This is a genomic window from Acinetobacter sp. YH12233 (assembly GCF_013417725.1).
In the GTDB taxonomy this organism is placed as follows: Bacteria; Pseudomonadota; Gammaproteobacteria; order Pseudomonadales; family Moraxellaceae; genus Acinetobacter.
Genome location: NZ_VPDK01000009.1, coordinates 23,083 through 40,370 on the forward strand (window position 1 = coordinate 23,083; position 17,288 = coordinate 40,370).

Annotated in this window: 15 protein-coding genes, 2 tRNA genes and 1 pseudogene; 6 read left to right on the plus strand and 12 right to left on the minus strand. The window is 42.2% G+C overall.

What is annotated here, in order from left to right:
• Positions 1 to 215: 215 nt before the first annotated feature.
• From FTV12_RS05875 to FTV12_RS05895, 5 genes are all read right to left on the minus strand, one after another.
• The gene (locus FTV12_RS05875) at positions 216 to 1,610 is read right to left on the minus strand and encodes an AAA family ATPase (RefSeq protein ID WP_180033715.1); all 1,395 of its coding nucleotides are present in this window, start codon (positions 1,608 to 1,610) and stop codon (positions 216 to 218) included.
• Between the two features lie 39 nt (positions 1,611 to 1,649).
• Positions 1,650 to 3,152, minus strand: a complete 1,503-nt coding sequence (locus tag FTV12_RS05880; protein ID WP_034590271.1) for an AAA family ATPase — start codon at positions 3,150 to 3,152, stop codon at positions 1,650 to 1,652.
• 19 nt (positions 3,153 to 3,171) lie between these two features.
• Entirely contained in the window at positions 3,172 to 3,954 is a 783-nt protein-coding gene (hisIE, locus tag FTV12_RS05885) for a bifunctional phosphoribosyl-AMP cyclohydrolase/phosphoribosyl-ATP diphosphatase HisIE (RefSeq protein ID WP_159122705.1), read from the minus strand.
• Positions 3,955 to 4,169: 215 nt separating this feature from the next.
• Entirely contained in the window at positions 4,170 to 5,057 is an 888-nt protein-coding gene (locus tag FTV12_RS05890; protein WP_034169744.1) for an SDR family NAD(P)-dependent oxidoreductase, read from the minus strand.
• Between the two features lie 294 nt (positions 5,058 to 5,351).
• Positions 5,352 to 6,629: a bifunctional O-acetylhomoserine aminocarboxypropyltransferase/cysteine synthase gene (locus tag FTV12_RS05895; protein ID WP_180016608.1), complete on the minus strand. Its 1,278-nt coding sequence runs from the start codon at positions 6,627 to 6,629 to the stop codon at positions 5,352 to 5,354.
• A 319-nt stretch (positions 6,630 to 6,948) separates the two neighbouring features.
• Between FTV12_RS05895 and ettA the strand changes: the two genes are divergently transcribed.
• Positions 6,949 to 8,610, plus strand: coding sequence for an energy-dependent translational throttle protein EttA (gene ettA / locus FTV12_RS05900; protein ID WP_005233568.1), 1,662 nt, complete (start codon positions 6,949 to 6,951; stop codon positions 8,608 to 8,610).
• Positions 8,611 to 8,653: 43 nt separating this feature from the next.
• Here the strand turns inward: ettA and FTV12_RS05905 are convergent, their stop codons facing one another.
• The 7 genes from FTV12_RS05905 to tnpA form a co-directional block, all read right to left on the minus strand.
• Entirely contained in the window at positions 8,654 to 9,064 is a 411-nt protein-coding gene (locus tag FTV12_RS05905; protein WP_159122703.1) for an SEL1-like repeat protein, read from the minus strand.
• 318 nt (positions 9,065 to 9,382) lie between these two features.
• Positions 9,383 to 9,724, minus strand: a complete 342-nt coding sequence (locus FTV12_RS05910; protein WP_004787163.1) for a hypothetical protein — start codon at positions 9,722 to 9,724, stop codon at positions 9,383 to 9,385.
• Positions 9,725 to 9,867: 143 nt separating this feature from the next.
• Positions 9,868 to 9,943: transfer RNA gene (locus FTV12_RS05915), tRNA-Glu, on the minus strand.
• Positions 9,944 to 9,979: 36 nt separating this feature from the next.
• Positions 9,980 to 10,055, minus strand: a tRNA-Ala gene (locus tag FTV12_RS05920).
• A gap of 57 nt (positions 10,056 to 10,112) precedes the next feature.
• Positions 10,113 to 11,621, minus strand: a complete 1,509-nt coding sequence (gene gltX, locus FTV12_RS05925; protein ID WP_159122702.1) for a glutamate--tRNA ligase — start codon at positions 11,619 to 11,621, stop codon at positions 10,113 to 10,115.
• A gap of 139 nt (positions 11,622 to 11,760) precedes the next feature.
• The gene (locus FTV12_RS05930; protein WP_159122701.1) at positions 11,761 to 12,066 is read right to left on the minus strand and encodes a hypothetical protein; all 306 of its coding nucleotides are present in this window, start codon (positions 12,064 to 12,066) and stop codon (positions 11,761 to 11,763) included.
• 473 nt (positions 12,067 to 12,539) lie between these two features.
• Positions 12,540 to 12,938 carry an IS200/IS605 family transposase gene (tnpA, locus tag FTV12_RS05935; protein WP_004970281.1) on the minus strand — a complete coding sequence of 133 codons (399 nt, stop codon included), beginning with the start codon at positions 12,936 to 12,938 and terminating at the stop codon, positions 12,540 to 12,542.
• 59 nt (positions 12,939 to 12,997) lie between these two features.
• Between tnpA and FTV12_RS05940 the strand changes: the two genes are divergently transcribed.
• From FTV12_RS05940 to ftsL, 5 genes and pseudogenes are all read left to right on the plus strand, one after another.
• On the plus strand, positions 12,998 to 14,305 hold the full coding sequence (locus tag FTV12_RS05940; RefSeq protein ID WP_131260640.1) for an RNA-guided endonuclease TnpB family protein: 1,308 nt from the start codon (positions 12,998 to 13,000) through the stop codon (positions 14,303 to 14,305).
• A 59-nt stretch (positions 14,306 to 14,364) separates the two neighbouring features.
• Positions 14,365 to 14,571, plus strand: a pseudogene (locus FTV12_RS05945) (sulfate ABC transporter substrate-binding protein); the annotation flags it as partial.
• A gap of 242 nt (positions 14,572 to 14,813) precedes the next feature.
• A complete protein-coding gene (locus tag FTV12_RS05950) occupies positions 14,814 to 15,833 on the plus strand; it encodes a sulfate ABC transporter substrate-binding protein (protein WP_180033717.1) in 1,020 nt (339 codons plus the stop codon).
• 190 nt (positions 15,834 to 16,023) lie between these two features.
• On the plus strand, positions 16,024 to 16,935 hold the full coding sequence (rsmH, locus tag FTV12_RS05955; RefSeq protein ID WP_034702209.1) for a 16S rRNA (cytosine(1402)-N(4))-methyltransferase RsmH: 912 nt from the start codon (positions 16,024 to 16,026) through the stop codon (positions 16,933 to 16,935).
• A 10-nt stretch (positions 16,936 to 16,945) separates the two neighbouring features.
• Entirely contained in the window at positions 16,946 to 17,278 is a 333-nt protein-coding gene (gene ftsL, locus FTV12_RS05960) for a cell division protein FtsL (RefSeq protein ID WP_159122699.1), read from the plus strand.
• Positions 17,279 to 17,288 lie beyond the last annotated feature (10 nt).

Below are 17,288 nucleotides of genomic sequence, written 5' to 3' on the forward strand. Positions count from 1 at the left end.
TGTTTTTATGTAGAACTTGTAGATTATACGTAAGCTTGGTTTTGATATGGGGTGCATGCTTGAACATCTCGTACAAATTTGACCGAAAATAAAGATCAAACTCCCTGCATTTATTGATAAAAATTTATAACTTCTTGATCAGGAATGCAGAAAATCAAAACCTATTCTTGCATCCTGATTTTAATTTTTAAATTGCATTATCGTTTCAGCACTAGTTAAGAAGATTGAGGCAGGCTTTGTGAATTATCCTGACTCAACAGTTGTAAAAGTTCTTGCTGCTGTTCTGTGCTTAGCTGTTCCTGAATCAGTTGCAAAACAGACTGAGCCGTCAAGTTGACTATTTCTGGTTCCTGAAGTGCATCTTCAACTTTTTCTATATCTGAATGATTTTGGCTCATCTCAAGCGGCAACTCTGCATAAAAATGATCATACTGAACCTGCATTGGATTTAGATGGATGGGATGCACCTGTTTATTTTCCAGTTTTAGACACTGAAAATCCTGAGCCTGCTCCAGCAATTCCGGCCGGTTTCCAGTCACAATAATCTGCAAGTTAGGAAACGCCTGATGCAGACGCGGTAAAATGACGGCGGCCATGTCCTGATCCAGTTGATGATCAATTTCATCAATCAGTAAAATGCCAGTACCTTCCTGACAGGGAAATAAGCTGTGCGGATTAAGCAGACAAAGGCGCCGTACAACATCTCCCACCAGTGCAATCCAGTTCCGGATACTGCTCGACAACTGCTGAAAGCTAAAGGTGTGATCCTGATAACGCACCATCAATTGCAGCTTGGGCTGGTAGTCTAGATAAATCTGGCTAAGTTCTGGTAGTACAATGGATAAAGCTTCACGCAAGGCAGTCAGGCTCGGTGTATGCATATGTGCTTTAGCTTTTTCAATTTGCTGGACCAGCTGATCTGCTTGTATATCATCCGATTGCTGTAGCGCCTGATCTAGAATCTGGTCAATGATCTTGGCACTTTGTGCATTTTCGATATCACTGATTTCACGAAACCATTCAAAGAAACGTGCAAAAGTCGTAAAGGGAATGGCGGTAATTTCATAGGCATGCGCAGTCTGAAAAATGGCCTGATTATTTTTGCTGAGTATATTGATTTCATTGACGAAGCGTTCAGCCGGATAATAGGCGACCATAGGCAGACCGAGCAAAGGGTCATGTTGTCTTGCCTTTTGATAGAGATTCACCATGGCATCGAGTTGCTGGGTTTCCGCTTTGGCAAAGCCAATGCCCTGACTATTTAAGGTTTTATATAACTGCCAGGAACAGGATTGGGCAGGGGCTGCTTCTCCCTGTGCTGATTCAGGCAATGATCCCAAATCATCAGGAAAACGCACCTGGATATCAATTTTGGATTGCAGGCGGTTTTGCAGGATATCCTGATCCAACATGCTTAAACCTGCGGTACGCAAGTCACGAAAACGTGCAGAAAACCAGGTCAAAGCCTGATAACTTAAGCGCAGCAAGGTGGTTTTACCCGAACCCTGATCACCCAGAATTAAAGTCACAGGTGATTTTTGCAGATCAAAATCGAGCTGGATATTAGAAAAGTGCAGAGCATGTTTGAGTTGTATTTTTTCGATGTGCATGGATCACCTGTAGCGTGATTTTTACATCTATGTTTTACCTTAGCCAACGGCTTGGCGCAGTGACTGTGGCATCCTGATTTTCAGTTGTTGAATGAGGTCATAAATGTGATGAATATTTAAGCTTACTTTAGCACGAGTACAGGCCACGTAAAGCAGACGTAACTCTTCGTCACTAATTTTATGGTCTTTCTCATTCAGCTTGAACTGGTAGTCATCTTCAATATGCACACGATCCCATTCCAGACCTTTGGCCTTATGCGCGGTAGAGATGATGTAGTCCGCTTGTCCGATTGGGGTGATTTTGGCGAGGGCAGTTTTCAGGGGATCAGTGCCATGTTCATCAACCAGTTTGACTAAAGGCTTGATATCACTGCCTTCATTGGTCTCACAGTATTCGTGTACATCATGCCATGAGTTAAACCAGGCCAGTTCAGGCACATCAACCACACGCTTGCCCTGTTTCAGCATCGCAGCGGCATCAACAAAACGGTTCAGTTTGACATGATCCGCTTGCAGGCTGACTTTATCGCCACGTACTAAACCGGCAAGTAATAGTTCCATAGCACGCGCATTGGTCCGGCATAGAATCGCATCGCGTAGTTTAGTGTGCGGTTTATTGACCACTTTGGAATTTAAGTGCGGATTGCCGAGTAGGGGCACGGTTTCATTCAATGCTCCTAAAATCGCATTAGCATTCAGCGCAATTTCAGGCCCGAAACGGAAGGAAGTGGTCAGACGAGATTCGGGTAGCGGCAGCTGCTGCATGGCATTCACTGCGCCACGCCAGGCATAAATTTGCTGGTGCGCATCGCCGACATAGATGACCTGAGTGCTACGCTGTTTTAGCAAAATTCCAAGCATTAGCGGATCGGCATCCTGTGCTTCATCAAACAGCACATAGTCGGCAGGAATATTGGGCTCAGACAATGCCCAAAGTTTCAGGTAAATATCATGCCCAATCCCGGCCTGATGATTGGGATCAATTGACTCTAACCAACGCCGTTCAACTGCTGGATAAAGTTTCTTTTGCAATGCTTCAATATCATCTGGGTGTAGCCAGCTCGGTGCCTGAATATGTCGCGGGGCGGGATATTGCGAACTGGTCGAGCAGAAATAGCCGACTGCGTTCGCAACCAGACTGGCCAGACGCGAAGGCATCAGCACATATTTTTCATAACGTCCGCCCATCATCCGGCGCAAGGTCATCGGTTCAAGGCGATATTCTTTGGCAATAAAGCTTGGACTTAAACGCGGTAGGCGTAGTTTATCCGTGACTCCACGTGGAACACTGCGAAAAGCCAGGGAGTGGAAAGTACGGCAGTCGACACCACGATGAAACTTGTTTTGTGCTTCTGAGGCAATGGATTTATTAAACGCCAGATACATGCCGCGCCGTTCCGGCATGGCATCACTGATCATTTGCAGGGTCGTAGTTTTACCTGTGCCCGCATAGGCAATGACTTTAAAAGATTTTCCCAGACGTGCGTTATCAATAGCAGTTGCCTGCTCATAGGTCGCTTTGGGTTTTTGCAGATCAGACACAGGTAGATTCATTCACGATTTAATGTTGGCGATTGGCTTTTTCAACCAGACCGGATAGACCCTGACGGCGTGCCAGTTCATTCAGGACCAGTTGCGGATCCAGGTCGAAGTAACCGAGCATCACAATGGTATGGAACCATAGATCAGCCACTTCATAGATCAGGTCATTCTTGTTGTCTTCAGAGGCTTCAGTTTTGAAATCTTTAGCCGCGATCACGGTCTCAAAGCTTTCTTCACCGACTTTTTCCAGAATCTTGTTGAGGCCTTTATGGTACAGCTTGGCCACATAAGAGGATTCCGGATCGGCTTTCTTACGCTCTGCCATCATCTCGCCCAAGTATGACAATACTTCAACCTGTTCAGACTGAGCGGTTGAGGCATTCATAGCAAGGGTATGTGGATTTGTTGATTTTTCACCATAGATTGCTGCTGGATCTTTGATTTGTGCATCCACAATTTCCCAGCCATTTGGGGTTAATTTACGGTAGAAACATGATTCACGGCCGGTATGGCAGGCAATACCACCATGCTGTTCAATCTGTAAAATAATTACGTCCGCATCACAGTCCAGACGGATTTCATGCACAGTTTGGAAATGGCCAGATTCTTCGCCCTTATGCCATAACTTGTTACGTGAGCGGGAGAAATATACTGCCTGATTTTTTTCGGCAGTTAAAGCCAGCGCTTCACGGTTCATCCAGGCGACCATCAATACACGACCAGTTTGATGGTGCTGGGCAATGGCAGGAATCAGACCTTGTTCGTTAAATTTTACTTCATCGAGCCATTGCACGTTGTTCATAAGGGTTTCCATTAATTGAATCAGAATATAAAAAGATGGATAGGAAATATCCGTCCATAGTGTACGTGATCTCGTCGCATTTGCGGCAAAAATCTGTGCCTGAAAAGACAGGATGTGTCGTTGGGCGCATTCAGATTATAAACCTGAGCGGCTGAATCGCTAAAGTACAGAAATAAAATAGCCGCCAGTAGGCGGCCGGAATATTCTTGAAGAAATTACCAGTGCTCGCCCGGGAAGATCCGTGCATAGGCCTTTTGCACCCAGTTCAGTTTTTGTGGCTGACCCACTGATGCTGAAGAGCTTGGGAACAGGTTATAACCGATCGACATCAGGACATTGTTGATGTCTGGTGCAATCGCATAGGTAATCGAAGCCAGACGTCCCAGATTGGTCGCCACTTTCTTCGGACGTTTCACAATCGCATAAGCAACCAGTTCGGCTGCCTGTTCCGGAGACAAGGTAGGCACATATTTATAAATCTTGGTCGGTGCGATCATTGGTGTACGAACCAAAGGCATATAAATTGAAGTGATTGCAACTTTATGTGAATGGACTTCTGCAGACAGACAGCGGCTGAAAGCATCCAGTGCCGCTTTAGATGCGACATAAGCCGAGAAGCGGGTGGCGTTCGCCAATACACCAATCGAGCTGATATTGATGATATGACCTGCACGGCGAATCATCATTTGCGGCAGGATATTCATCACCAGGCGCACTGCACCAAAATAATTTAGCTGCATGGTACGTTCAAAATCATGAAAACGATCTACTGATTCATGCACCGCACGGCGAATCGAGCGGCCCGCATTGTTAATCAGGATATCGATATGGTCGACTGAAGCAATAATCTGTTTGGACACTTCATCAATGGATTCCATATTGTTGAGATCACATGGAAATACTGAAGCTTTACCGCCTTTGGATTCAATTTCTTTTTTTACTTGTTCTAGGGTGTCTTTGGTACGCGCGACCAGTAAAACATGTGCGCCAGCATCTGCCAGCTGATGTGCCGTCGTTAAACCTATACCACTGGATGCGCCTGTAATGAGAACAGTTTTACCTGCAATACGTTTTTCCAATTGTTTCTGTAGTCTAGTTTTCACGTTTGTTATCCCTAATTTGAAGACTGCGTTCAAATTATTTTTATTAAAAAATCAAAGATGGCTCTAAAGAGATAAGAGCGAAGATGAGTACTAATATAATAACTAATTATTTAAGAAAATCTATACATTAAACTATTGAAAATAAAATAAAAATTAGAGTAATTGCTCTAATTGTGTTCGCCGTTTCAATTGATTTTTATCATGAAAATAAATCACAAAGCAAGTGATTGTATTCAAAAAATAAATAAAAAAACTCCAGCATTTTTGCTGGAGTTTTCTGCTTTAAAATGGCGCTTAAACTGCTGCAAGAGATTGTTCCAGATCCGCAATCAGGTCATCAATGTGTTCAATTCCAATCGATAAGCGAACCATATCTTCACTCACACCTGCTGATTTGAGCTCTTCAGGATTGAGCTGGCGGTGGGTGGTGGTTGCAGGATGACAGGCGAGACTCTTAGCATCCCCAATATTGACCAGACGGGTGAACAGTTGCAGGGCATCGATAAAACGGGCACCGCCTTCACGGCCACCTTCTACACCAAAAGTCAGAATGGCAGACGGTTTACCTTTCACATATTTTTGTGCCAAAGCATGCTGCGGGTGATCTTTCAGACCGGCATAATTGACCCATTTTACTTTTGGATGTTGTTGCAAATATTCTGCAACCTTCAGCGCATTTTCGGTATGACGTTCCATACGCAGGCTCAAAGTTTCCAAGCCTTGCAGAATTAAAAATACATTTTGCGGGCTGATCGCTGCCCCGGTATTACGCAGAGGTACGACACGAGCACGCGCGATATAGGCAGCTTCACCTAAAGCTTCGACATAATTGACACCGTGATAGCTTGGATCAGGTGTATTCAGAGCAGGGAAACGCTCGGCATGTTGCCCCCATGGGAACTTGCCACTATCCACGATAATACCGCCGATCGAATTACCATGACCGCCAATGTATTTGGTGAGTGAATGCACCACGATGTCGGCACCGAAATCAAAAGATTTTTGTAGGACTGGGGTGGCAACCGTATTATCAACGATGACTGGTACGCCATATTCATGGGCAATCTTGGAAATCGCTTCGAGGTCAATAATATTGCCCAGTGGGTTTCCAATTGATTCCACAAAAACCAGTTTGGTCTTGTCATCAATTAGGCCACGTAATGCTTCCGGGTCTTGATAATCAAAGAAGCGAACTTCGATCCCTTGTTTAGGCAGGGTATGTGCAAACAGGTTATAGGTGCCACCATATAAAGTGGACACCGAAGCAATATTGTCACCCGCTTCAGCAATGGTCTGAATCGCATAGGTAATCGCAGCCATACCCGAAGCTAAAGCCAGCGCACCAATACCACCTTCCAGAGCTGCAATACGTTGTTCTAGCACCGCTGTGGTAGGGTTCATAATGCGGGTATAAATATTGCCCTGAACTTTCAGGTCAAACAGATCGGCACCGTGCTGAGTATTGTCAAAGGCATATGAGGTGGTTTGATAAATTGGCACTGCCACAGCTTTAGTAGTAGGTTCCGGGCTATAGCCTGCGTGAATCGCTAAAGTTTCTGCTTTATGAGTCATGATCGTTGGTCTTCTTGTGTTTTTAGCTGTAATGAAACTGCTCAAATATTAGCACTTGAAATATGAAGAAAAGTGCATATTTATTCAAATGAATATCTTAATTAACGATATAGCATCAATAAAATAATGCAAGTTTAGGTGTCAGAAATGCTGTTTGAAAAATAAACAGGATTAAACTTGTAACAAGGCATTAACTTCACGTGAATGGCTTATGTTTTGAAGACTTTCTGCGTATAATAGCCGATTATTTTTTCGCTCATGATTGAGCAGGGGGAGTTTGTTTCTTCCCCCATTTGGTTTTTCAATTGAGGAGTCCTACGTGGCCCAATATATTTATACGATGAACCGAGTGTCCAAGATGGTTCCGCCAAAGCGCGAAATCCTCAAGGATATCTCCTTATCATTTTTCCCAGGCGCAAAAATTGGTGTGCTTGGTCTGAACGGTGCAGGTAAATCTACTTTGCTTCGTATTATGGCGGGCGTAGATAAAGATTTCTCTGGTGAAGCACGTGCGCAACCGGGTATCAAAATTGGTTACCTCGAGCAAGAACCACCACTTGATCCAACCAAAGACGTTCGTGGCAACGTTGAAGACGGCGTACGTGAAGCACTTGATGCATTAGAGCGCCTTGATCAGGTATTTGCAGACTATGCAGATCCAGATGCAGACTTCGATGCACTAGCAAAAGAGCAGGAAAAACTGGAAGCAATTATCCAGACTTGGGATGCGCATAACCTGAATAACCAGCTGGAACAGGCTGCAGCAGCATTAAATCTGCCTGCATGGGATGCAGATGTAACCATGCTTTCAGGTGGTGAACGCCGTCGTGTTGCATTGTGCCGTTTACTGCTGTCTAAACCAGACATGCTGCTTCTCGACGAACCAACTAACCACTTGGATGCAGAGTCTGTATCTTGGCTGGAACGCTTCCTGAAAGACTTCCCGGGCACCATCGTAGCGATTACGCACGACCGTTACTTCCTTGATAACGTGGCCGAGTGGATTCTGGAGCTTGACCGTGGACATGGTATTCCTTACCAAGGTAACTATTCTTCTTGGCTGGAACAGAAAAATGCGCGTTTAGAACAAGAGAACAAGCAGGAAGAATCGTTTGCTAAAGCATTGAAAAAAGAACTTGAATGGGTTCGTTCAAATGCGAAAGGCCAGCAGAAGAAAAACAAAGCACGTATGGAGCGTTTCGAAGAGCTTAACTCTCGTGAATTCCAGCAACGTAACGAAACATCTGAAATCTATATTCCACCTGGTCCGCGTCTGGGCAACAAGGTGGTTGAAGTTGAAGGGATTAGCAAATCGTTTGGTGACAAACTGCTGTATAAAGACTTGTCTTTCACAGTACCACCAACAGCGATTGTCGGTATCGTAGGTCCAAACGGTGCAGGTAAAACTACATTGTTCCGTATGATGACGGGCGAACAGCAACCCGATACTGGTACAGTGACTTTGGGTGATTCTGTAAAAGTTGCTTATGTGGGTCAGATTCGTGACACCCTGGATGACAATAAAACCGTTTGGGAAGAAGTGTCTGGCGGTCTGGATATCCTGAAAGTGGGTGATTACGAAATTGCATCTCGTGCTTATATTGGGCGCTTTAACTTTAAAGGCCAAGATCAGCAAAAACGTGTAGGTGAATTGTCAGGTGGTGAGCGTAACCGTTTACAACTTGCGAAAATCCTGCAACAAGGTGCGAACGTAATCCTGCTCGATGAACCATCAAACGACTTGGACGTAGAAACTTTACGTGCGTTAGAAGATGCGATTTTGGTCTTCCCGGGCTGTGTGATGGTGGTATCGCATGACCGTTGGTTCCTGGACCGTATTGCGACTCACATCTTGTCATTTGAAGATGAGACTCCAGAATTCTTCACCGGTAACTATACCGAGTTTGAAGAGTATCGCCGTAAGAAATATGGCGATGATCTGGCAGCGAAGCGTCAGAAATATCGCAAAATTGGTGCTTAATCAAAGCGCATAAAAAAACCAGCTTTCGGGCTGGTTTTTTTCTTTAATATTGGACACTCATTTGGCTATAAGTATTTGATAACAGTTGTGCAGCTTTTAAATGACCTTGCTGTTTAGCCTTATTCAGCCATTCCTCAGCATGAAAATAATTCTGATCTAAACCTAGACTACCTTTAAGAAAGTGTTTACCCAGTCTATATTGCGCTTCGGCGTGACCACGTGTTGCTGCACTTAAGTAGTTCCAGAAAGCATTGCGTTGATAATTTTCTTGCTGCTCTAGCTGCGTAATTTGAAATTGTTCAGCTTGGCGTTGCTTTAAAATATGGCAAAGCTTTTCAAACTGTACAGCTTCCAGATAATAGGTGTCTGCTTCAGAAATATAATTTTCCATTTCTGAACCTGTTGGCTCATCATGAGAAAACAGAAAATGTATGACTTTTTTAAGTTTAAGCATTTTTATTCCTCACCTTTGCCATTATTAACAATTAATTAAACTATCCACTAAAGACTACAATATAAAGCGGTTTTATTTCGGTAATGAATTACATGCTTTTAGTCTCATGTTGATATTTTTGTGTATTTAATGAGCAAAAACAAGCAGTAGAAATAAAAAAACTTCATTTTAAAAGTGAAGCAAATTGGAAGAAATATGAATTTGTTGTTCTAGTCGACATTTTGATATTAGGGGTTAGAAGATTTAGTTTTACTAATAAAAAAATCTTGCATAAACATGCAAGATTTTTCGGCTTTGAAAATGAGTGAACTCTAGAAATCAGATTTCCCACTCATGATTGCATTCACGGCATTTCCATTTCTTTTGGCTTTGCATGAAAGCCTGCATGGAAATTTTAAAATCAGGCAAATCTTTATAGAACATGAAGCCTGCGATCAGACAGATAATAAACACGATCACAGTAGCGGTCTGTAAAGTCGTACCTGCACCATCTCCAAAAATCCACATCGCGATGCTAATGATGACCAGCAGCAATAATACAAACAGGGCAGGCACCAGCATGATCAGGCTTTTAGGCACGACTGGGCGCGCCGCCGGTTGACCTGGCTGAGCAACGGGCATGATTTTTGGGCTTTGACATTTAGGGCAACGATATTGCATTACTACTCCAAAATTCTAAATTACTGATTATTTTATCGGAAGATACGCAAAAACCGAAATACCGCCAATATAAAACAGACAGACAATAAAAAACCCAAGTCACAATGCTTGGGTTTTTTATTAAGATGTTGCCATCTTGAATATGGCGTCCCTACGGGGATTCGAACCCCGGTTACCGCCGTGAAAGGGCGATGTCCTAGGCCTCTAGACGATAGGGACAAATGAGGCAAATACATAGGTAAAGCAAGACTTATTTGGTGGAGTCAAGGAGGATCGAACTCCTGACCTCTACAATGCCATTGTAGCGCTCTACCAACTGAGCTATGACCCCAGTCTGTGTGAGCGCTATATTATGGATATAACGCTTAGACGTCAACTAAAAAATAAATTAAGCTTGATCAACTGCTTCATTTTTCGGCAGTTTCAGACTCTCATTCAGTTTTTCCCAAGCTTTTACTTCTTTCTTGCTAGGAGCACCGACCACTTCCAGCGCGTGGCGCAGACGGGCAAAAGTTAGATCCGGACCAATAGTGACCATGGTCTGCATGACTGGGGTAGAAGCGGTTGAACCGGCAATCGCAATAAAGAACGCTGGCATAAAGTCACGTAATTTAATGCTCATCTGATTCGCCAGATCCATCAACGTTTGGCTAACAGTGTCATTGTTCCAGGTGAACAGGCTTTCTAGACGCCAGATCGCAAATTGCAGGCTTTGACGCACTTGTTCTTCAGAAAGTTTTTTGCTTTCGAACTGTTCTTTAGTCAAAGTCGGGAAATGGTTGAAATAGTGCGCTGACCAGTTCACTGCTTCAGACAGCAGATTGATCCGTGGTTGAATTGCAGCAGCGATTTCTTCCAGTTTGGCACGGTCTGCTTTCCAAGCCAGTAAGGTATCTAACAGTTCAGCAGGAGAGAGAGCTTTAATCCATTGGCCATTTAACCAGTTGAGTTTCTCAATATCGAAGATAGGACCACCCAGAGAGACACGGTTAATGTCAAAGTGTTCAATCATTTCAGCCAAAGTGAATTTTTCACGCTCATCTGGCATTGACCAGCCCATACGGCCTAGATAGTTCAGCAATGCTTCTGGCAATACGCCGATATCTTTGTAGTAGTTAATTGAGGTCGGGTTCTTACGTTTAGACAGTTTTGATTTGTCTGGGTTACGCAGTAGAGGCATGTGGCACAGGACTGGCATGTCCCAACCAAAGTATTTGTACAGCAACTGATGTTTCGGTGCAGATGGAATCCATTCTTCACCACGAATCACATGCGTAATTTGCATCAGGTGATCATCAACCACGTTTGCCAAATGGTAAGTTGGCAGACCATCCGTTTTTAGCAGAATTTGCATGTCGACTTGCGCCCATGGAATTTCTACTTCACCACGGAGCATGTCATTAAAGGTACATACCCCTTCAGTCGGCACTTTCATACGGATCACGTGCGGTTCACCAGCTGCCAGACGACGTGCCACTTCTTCTTTAGACAGTTTTAGACCGCGGCCATCATAGCGTGGAGTTTCGCCACGAGCCTGCTGTTCAGCACGCATTTCATCCAGTTCTTGCGCTGTTGCGAAGCAGTAGAAGGCATGACCTTTATCTACCAGTTCTTCTGCGTATTTTTTATAGATGCTCATGCGTTCTGACTGACGGTACGGTGCATGTGGACCACTGACATCTGGACCTTCTGACCAGTTCAGGCCTAACCAGCGTAGGGAGTCCAGAATCATTTTTTCAGATTCAGGAGTAGAACGCAGCTGATCCGTATCTTCAATACGAAGAATGAATTCGCCACCGTGCTGTTTGGCAAAACACAGGTTGAACAGGGCAATATAGGCAGTTCCCACATGCGGGAAACCGGTAGGAGAAGGTGCAATACGAGTACGAACAGTCATAACCGGATCTAATCTTAAATATAAAATTGCAGCTATTATAACGAAAAAGCCACATCACTTAATGCTTTATTCAACATTGAATGATGCGGCTTTTCAGGATGAGCAAAATATAACGAATGTGGAGAACTAAAACTAAGTCTTATGAATTGCTCGGAGAAAAGATACTTTGCACAAAGCGGGTAAAGCGCAAGTTTTGAGCTGCAAAAAAGCTTTGAGTCGGATTTGATTTGAACGCAGTCAGCGCTTTAAGTTCATCCTCAGTATGAAAAGCATTTTTATCAGCTTTATGTTGCTGAATTGCTTTTTCAATTGGTGAGGTTTTCACTTCAATTGCACTTACAGAGGCTTTAGGTAGCTCTGTTTTCACAACTACGGCATGGCCAAGTTGAATCGAGAACAGCGTGATAAGACTTAGGATGCTGGCTGTAAATATTTTAAATTTCATATCCAAACTTCCTCCTTGGCTTTGGTTAATCTTGTTTTGTTAAAAATGTTGTTATAATACTGGCTACAATCTAATCACATTCAGATATGAAAAAGTAGAACCAAGTCACATTTTTTACAAAAAACTAATATTTCTCTGTGGAAAATTACTAAATCTCAGGATTTCCACATTTAAGTTGCCTATTTGTAACAGATAACTGTGTAGAGATCGTGAAGAACTGTCTTATATTGTAGCAGGATATTAAATTTTTAGGGGAAAATGTATCCGAAATGAATTGTGAGCATATATATCAAAAATAGAATATGATTGGATAAAATATTATAAACACATGATTGTTAAGTAATTTTTTTGTTTATATAGTGCTGAGTAAATTAGCAATGAGTGCCCATCATGAAAAAGATAATAACTTCTACTATCTCCAAGTGAAAGAGGACTCCACCCGTCAGTCAGGGTGGAGGTGAATTTCACAAATTTCAACCTTGTTGATTCTGAATATATTGTTTGATTATTTCCAAAGGCGCACCACCACAAGACCCTGCAAAATATGATCTTGACCATAAAACAGGTTTTGTATAATTCCCTCTCAAGTCTAAAAACTCATTTCGCATTCTTCTACTTGTTACAGACTTTAAATTATTAACCAATTTGCTTAACTGTACCGTTGGTGGATACTGAATAAGCATGTGAACATGGTCGGATTCACCATTACATTCCTTTAATTCAGCATCAAAATCTTTACATATTTCAGTTGCACACTCATTGAAATATTTATGATGCAACTCACCTAGTATTTTTTTTCGATATTTCGTTATAAAAACTAAATGAACATGAAGATTAAAGGCTGAATGTCGGTTTTTATATATCTCACTCATTGAAAAAATATACCTAAAATGTTAGAATCAGCACCATATTACCAGATACACACTCATTAATGAAAATCAATAAAGCGTATAAATTTAGGCTTGAGCCTAATGTCGAGCAAGAGGTTATTTTAAATAATCTCGTTGGCTCTGCACGCTTTGTTTGGAATCAAATATTAGCAATTTCATTTGAAATGTTTGCTCAAAATAAACACATTAATGCGGTGAATCTAGTAAAAAAGATAACAGCACTGAAAAAGAATCCTCAGTTTAGCTTTTTAGATGGAAATTCAAATGCTGTGTCACTTCAACAAAAAGTTCGTGATCTTGCATCAGCATGGGGGAAGTTTTTCAACCCTAAAGAACATGCTCGACTAAAAGAAAAAAAGCGCAAACCTAAGAAACCTAAATTTTTTAAATTGGCTGATGGTACTGAGGTTCAGTTGCGCCCACTTATGCCTAGATTTAAGAAAAAATCAGACGGTTATGATTCCATTCGCCTTGTACAATTCGATAAATACTGTTGGGTTAAAGGAAATAAACTCAAACTCCCTAATGGCGTAGGTGTTATTAAATTCAGGAAGTCGCAAGAGATTCTAGGCACAATAAAAAATGTGACGATCAGTAAGGTGTCAGGACGTTGGTACGTTTCATTCTGTACTGAAACAGAACTTACTGAAATGCCGATCCACCCATCAAAATCAGCGATTGGTGTTGATCTTGGTGTTAAGAAATTAATCACTACCTCAAATGGTCAGGTCTTTGACCCGATCAATAGCTTTAAAACCAATCAGATTAAATTAGCTAGACTTCAACGGAAGCAGAGAAAGAAAGTTAAATTTAGTCAAAATTGGAAAAAACTGAATTTTAAAATCAATAAACTACATCATCACATTGCCAATATTCGTCATGACTACTTGCAAAAAATCACTACAACGCTCAGCAAAAACCACGCAATGATTGCTGTTGAGGATTTAAAAGTAGCAAATATGTCGAAGTCAGCAAGTGGCACAATCGAAAATCAAGGAAAGAATGTAAAAGCTAAGTCAGGCTTAAACAAATCAATCCTAGATCAAGGTTGGGGCATGCTCGTTAGTATGTTGGAATATAAGCAACAATGGCGAGGTGGATTACTTGTAAAAGTTGATCCGAAGTACACAAGTCAAACCTGCTGTGAATGTGGTCATGTAGCAAAAGAAAACCGACAAACTCAAGCTAAATTTGAGTGTGTCGGATGCGGTTATGTTGCGAATGCGGATTTAAACGCATCTCGTAATATATTGTCGGCAGGACATGCCGTTTTGTCTGTGGAGGGTGGATGCGGTAAAGGTCGCCCTAAGAAGCAGAAAGCAAGCGAAATCCGTGAGGAAGTCGCCTAAGAGCTTTGCTTTTAGAATCCCCCACTTGAGTGAAAACGAAAGTGGTGGGAGTATGTCAATTATATTCACCAAAAGGGCAGGAGCTGGCAGCGAAATATTACTTCCGTCCACGTGATGCTAAAGCAGCAGCAAAATATGCGGCGCAATTCCCAAAAATCCAGACTTTTACCATTGATAAAGTCTTTGGCGGCTGGGCAAAAGCGCAGAAAACCCATTTTGTGAATGGAGCCATCTACGATCAAATCTCTGCGGAAAACCGTAAATAATTCTAATTACTGAACCATAAGTAGAAAGCGGATAATTTATTATCCGTTTTTTTTATATCTAAAGCATAAAATGCTATAAAAATAGAATAAGCCTTTAATTTAGATATTTTTATTATATAAAACATGAAATTAAAACAAAAAATAACTAAATATTACCCTGTATGCACTTTGTTTGCTCAATTGCGAAAAATAATTTTATTTCATATAGTTATATCTAATGAAGATAATCTCCCGATGCTCTTATGAAAACTCAATTAAAATCACTGGTTAGTGCTGCCTTATTGGCAACAGGTCTGACATATACTGCAACTGCGAGCCAAGCCGCGGATCGTGAATTCCTGAACGTTTCTTATGATGCGACCCGTGAATTCTATGACGAATTCAACAAATCTTTTGGTGCCTACTGGAAAAAACGAACCGGTATTGATGTGAACTTTAAACAGTCTCACGGCGGTTCAGGTAAACAGGCCCGTTCTGTGGTTGACGGTTTAAAAGGTGATGTGGTGACCTTGGCATTGGCAAACGATATTGAAGAGATCGTAAGATCTGGTCAGATCCAGCCAGGCTGGCAAAAAGAGTTCCCGCACAATTCTGCACCTTATACTTCAACGATTGTCTTCATGGTACGTAAGGATAACCCCAAAGGAATTAAAGACTGGAAAGATCTGACTAAACCGGGTGTAGAAATTATTACACCAAATCCGAAAACTGGTGGCTTGCCACGTTGGGTTTATCTGTCAGCTTGGGGTTATGCAGAGAAACAGCCGGGTGGTAGCAAAGCCAAAGCCCAAGAATTTGTCGGCAAGCTTTATAAAAACGTCAAAGTGATGGACTCTGCTGCACGTGCATCGATGACCACATTTGCTGAACGTAATATTGGTGATGTGTTGTTAACTTGGGAAAATGAAGCCCTAGTAACACAAAAAACTCTCGGTAAAAATAAGTTTGATATCGTTTATCCATCTTTGACCATTCTGACTGAACCCTCTGTAGCCATCGTAGATCGTACCGTAGATAAAAATGGCAATAAATGGTTAGCTAAAGGTTATATCAACTATCTTTACTCTCCACTTGGTCAGGACATGGCAGCACGACATTTCTACCGTCCACGTAATGAGAAAGTATTAGCCAAATATTCATCACAGTTCCCAAAAATTAAAACCTTTACCATTGATGAAGTATTCGGTGGCTGGGCCAATGCACAGAAAACTCACTTTGTGAATGGCGCAATCTTCGACCAGATCTATAACTCGAAGCGTTAATCTGTTGATTAGAAAATAAATTTAAAATATAAAAAAGCTTCCTCGATGGAGGCTTTTTTATCGGCTGTCGAAAAATAAAAACGGTTTTCTCTATAGAAATTAATATTTATCTACAAAAAGTCGTTTGGAGCTTTAGCTAAACAGAGTGATAATGTGCAGTTAAATTTTTCGCCCTATTGATTGAGTTTTTATGTCACATATTTCTGTATTACTTCACGAAACGATTGATGCCTTACTGGCTGGTCGCAATACGGGAATTTATGTGGATGGAACCTTTGGTCGCGGTGGGCATACACGTTTATTACTTTCCAAATTAGATGAAAATGCACGCGTCTATGCTTTCGATAAAGACCCGCAAGCATTGGCTGTTGCCGCAGAACTGGAACAGGGAGATTCACGTTTTAAAATTATCCATGCCAGCTTCGCTGATTTAAAACAGGCATTAGCTGAGCAGGGTATTGAAAGTGTAGATGGTGTGATGGCTGACTTAGGGGTGTCTTCACCGCAGCTGGATCAGGCAGAACGCGGTTTCAGCTTTATGAAAGATGGCCCGCTGGATATGCGTATGGACAACTCGCAAGGTCCGACTGCAGCAGAATGGCTGGTGGATATTGAAGAAGAAGCACTGGCCAATGTGATTTTTCAGTATGGGGAAGAGCGTTATAGTCGTCGTATAGCCAAAGCGATCAAGGCTGCCGGATATATTGATACCACAGCCAAACTGGCGGAAATTGTGAAAGTTGCCCATCCAAAATGGGAAAAAAATAAACATGCTGCCACCCGAACTTTCCAGGCAATTCGTATTGCTATTAATAAAGAATTAGAAGATATTGAAACTTTCCTCCCTCAAGCGGTTGAAATTTTAAAACCAGAGGGACGTTTGGCTGTGATCAGCTTTCATTCATTAGAAGACCGGTTGATTAAACAGTTTATTCAAAAAGAATCAACGCTTGAAGAAGATTCAGGCTGGGGAATGCCGCAACAACAAAAGGATACGCGACGTTTAAAGAAAATCGCCCGGGTCAAGGCAAGTGATGAGGAAGTTAAAGCCAATCCTCGTTCACGTAGCGCATGGCTGCGCGTGGCAGAACGTTTAGCTTAATAGGCACATCATGAAAACTGAAGTGGTTGATAAAAAAACAGAAAAGTTATGGCTGAAAAAAGTCATTATTTACCTCATATTGATATTGATGGTCTTCATCAGTGCGGTATTTGTCGTCTTCCAAGTCTTTGAATACCGTCAGGATAACCGCAAACTAAGTACCTATCTGCGCGAACGGGATGACCTGAATGCAGAGTGGGGACGTTTGCTGATTGAACAGCAGACTTTCGGTGCGACCGCGCAGATTGGTACCCGTGCAGTGACCCAGTTAAGGATGTATTCACCTCCGATTTCACAGAGTGTCGTGATTTCCTTACCACAACCTTCAGATGAGAAAAAATAAGGCTAGCGCT

Coding starts and splice junctions, on each gene's coding strand:
- FTV12_RS05875 (WP_180033715.1), bottom strand. CDS start 1,610: ATGCACATCGAAAAAATACAACTCAAACATGCTCTGCACTTTTCTAAT.
- hisIE (WP_159122705.1), bottom strand. CDS start 3,954: ATGAACAACGTGCAATGGCTCGATGAAGTAAAATTTAACGAACAAGGT.
- FTV12_RS05905 (WP_159122703.1), bottom strand. CDS start 9,064: ATGCTTAAACTTAAAAAAGTCATACATTTTCTGTTTTCTCATGATGAG.
- FTV12_RS05930 (WP_159122701.1), bottom strand. CDS start 12,066: ATGAAATTTAAAATATTTACAGCCAGCATCCTAAGTCTTATCACGCTG.
- tnpA (WP_004970281.1), bottom strand. CDS start 12,938: ATGAGTGAGATATATAAAAACCGACATTCAGCCTTTAATCTTCATGTT.
- rsmH (WP_034702209.1), top strand. CDS start 16,024: ATGTCACATATTTCTGTATTACTTCACGAAACGATTGATGCCTTACTG.
- gltX (WP_159122702.1), bottom strand. CDS start 11,621: ATGACTGTTCGTACTCGTATTGCACCTTCTCCTACCGGTTTCCCGCAT.
- ftsL (WP_159122699.1), top strand. CDS start 16,946: ATGAAAACTGAAGTGGTTGATAAAAAAACAGAAAAGTTATGGCTGAAA.
- FTV12_RS05910 (WP_004787163.1), bottom strand. CDS start 9,724: ATGCAATATCGTTGCCCTAAATGTCAAAGCCCAAAAATCATGCCCGTT.
- FTV12_RS05895 (WP_180016608.1), bottom strand. CDS start 6,629: ATGACTCATAAAGCAGAAACTTTAGCGATTCACGCAGGCTATAGCCCG.
- FTV12_RS05950 (WP_180033717.1), top strand. CDS start 14,814: ATGAAAACTCAATTAAAATCACTGGTTAGTGCTGCCTTATTGGCAACA.
- FTV12_RS05940 (WP_131260640.1), top strand. CDS start 12,998: ATGAAAATCAATAAAGCGTATAAATTTAGGCTTGAGCCTAATGTCGAG.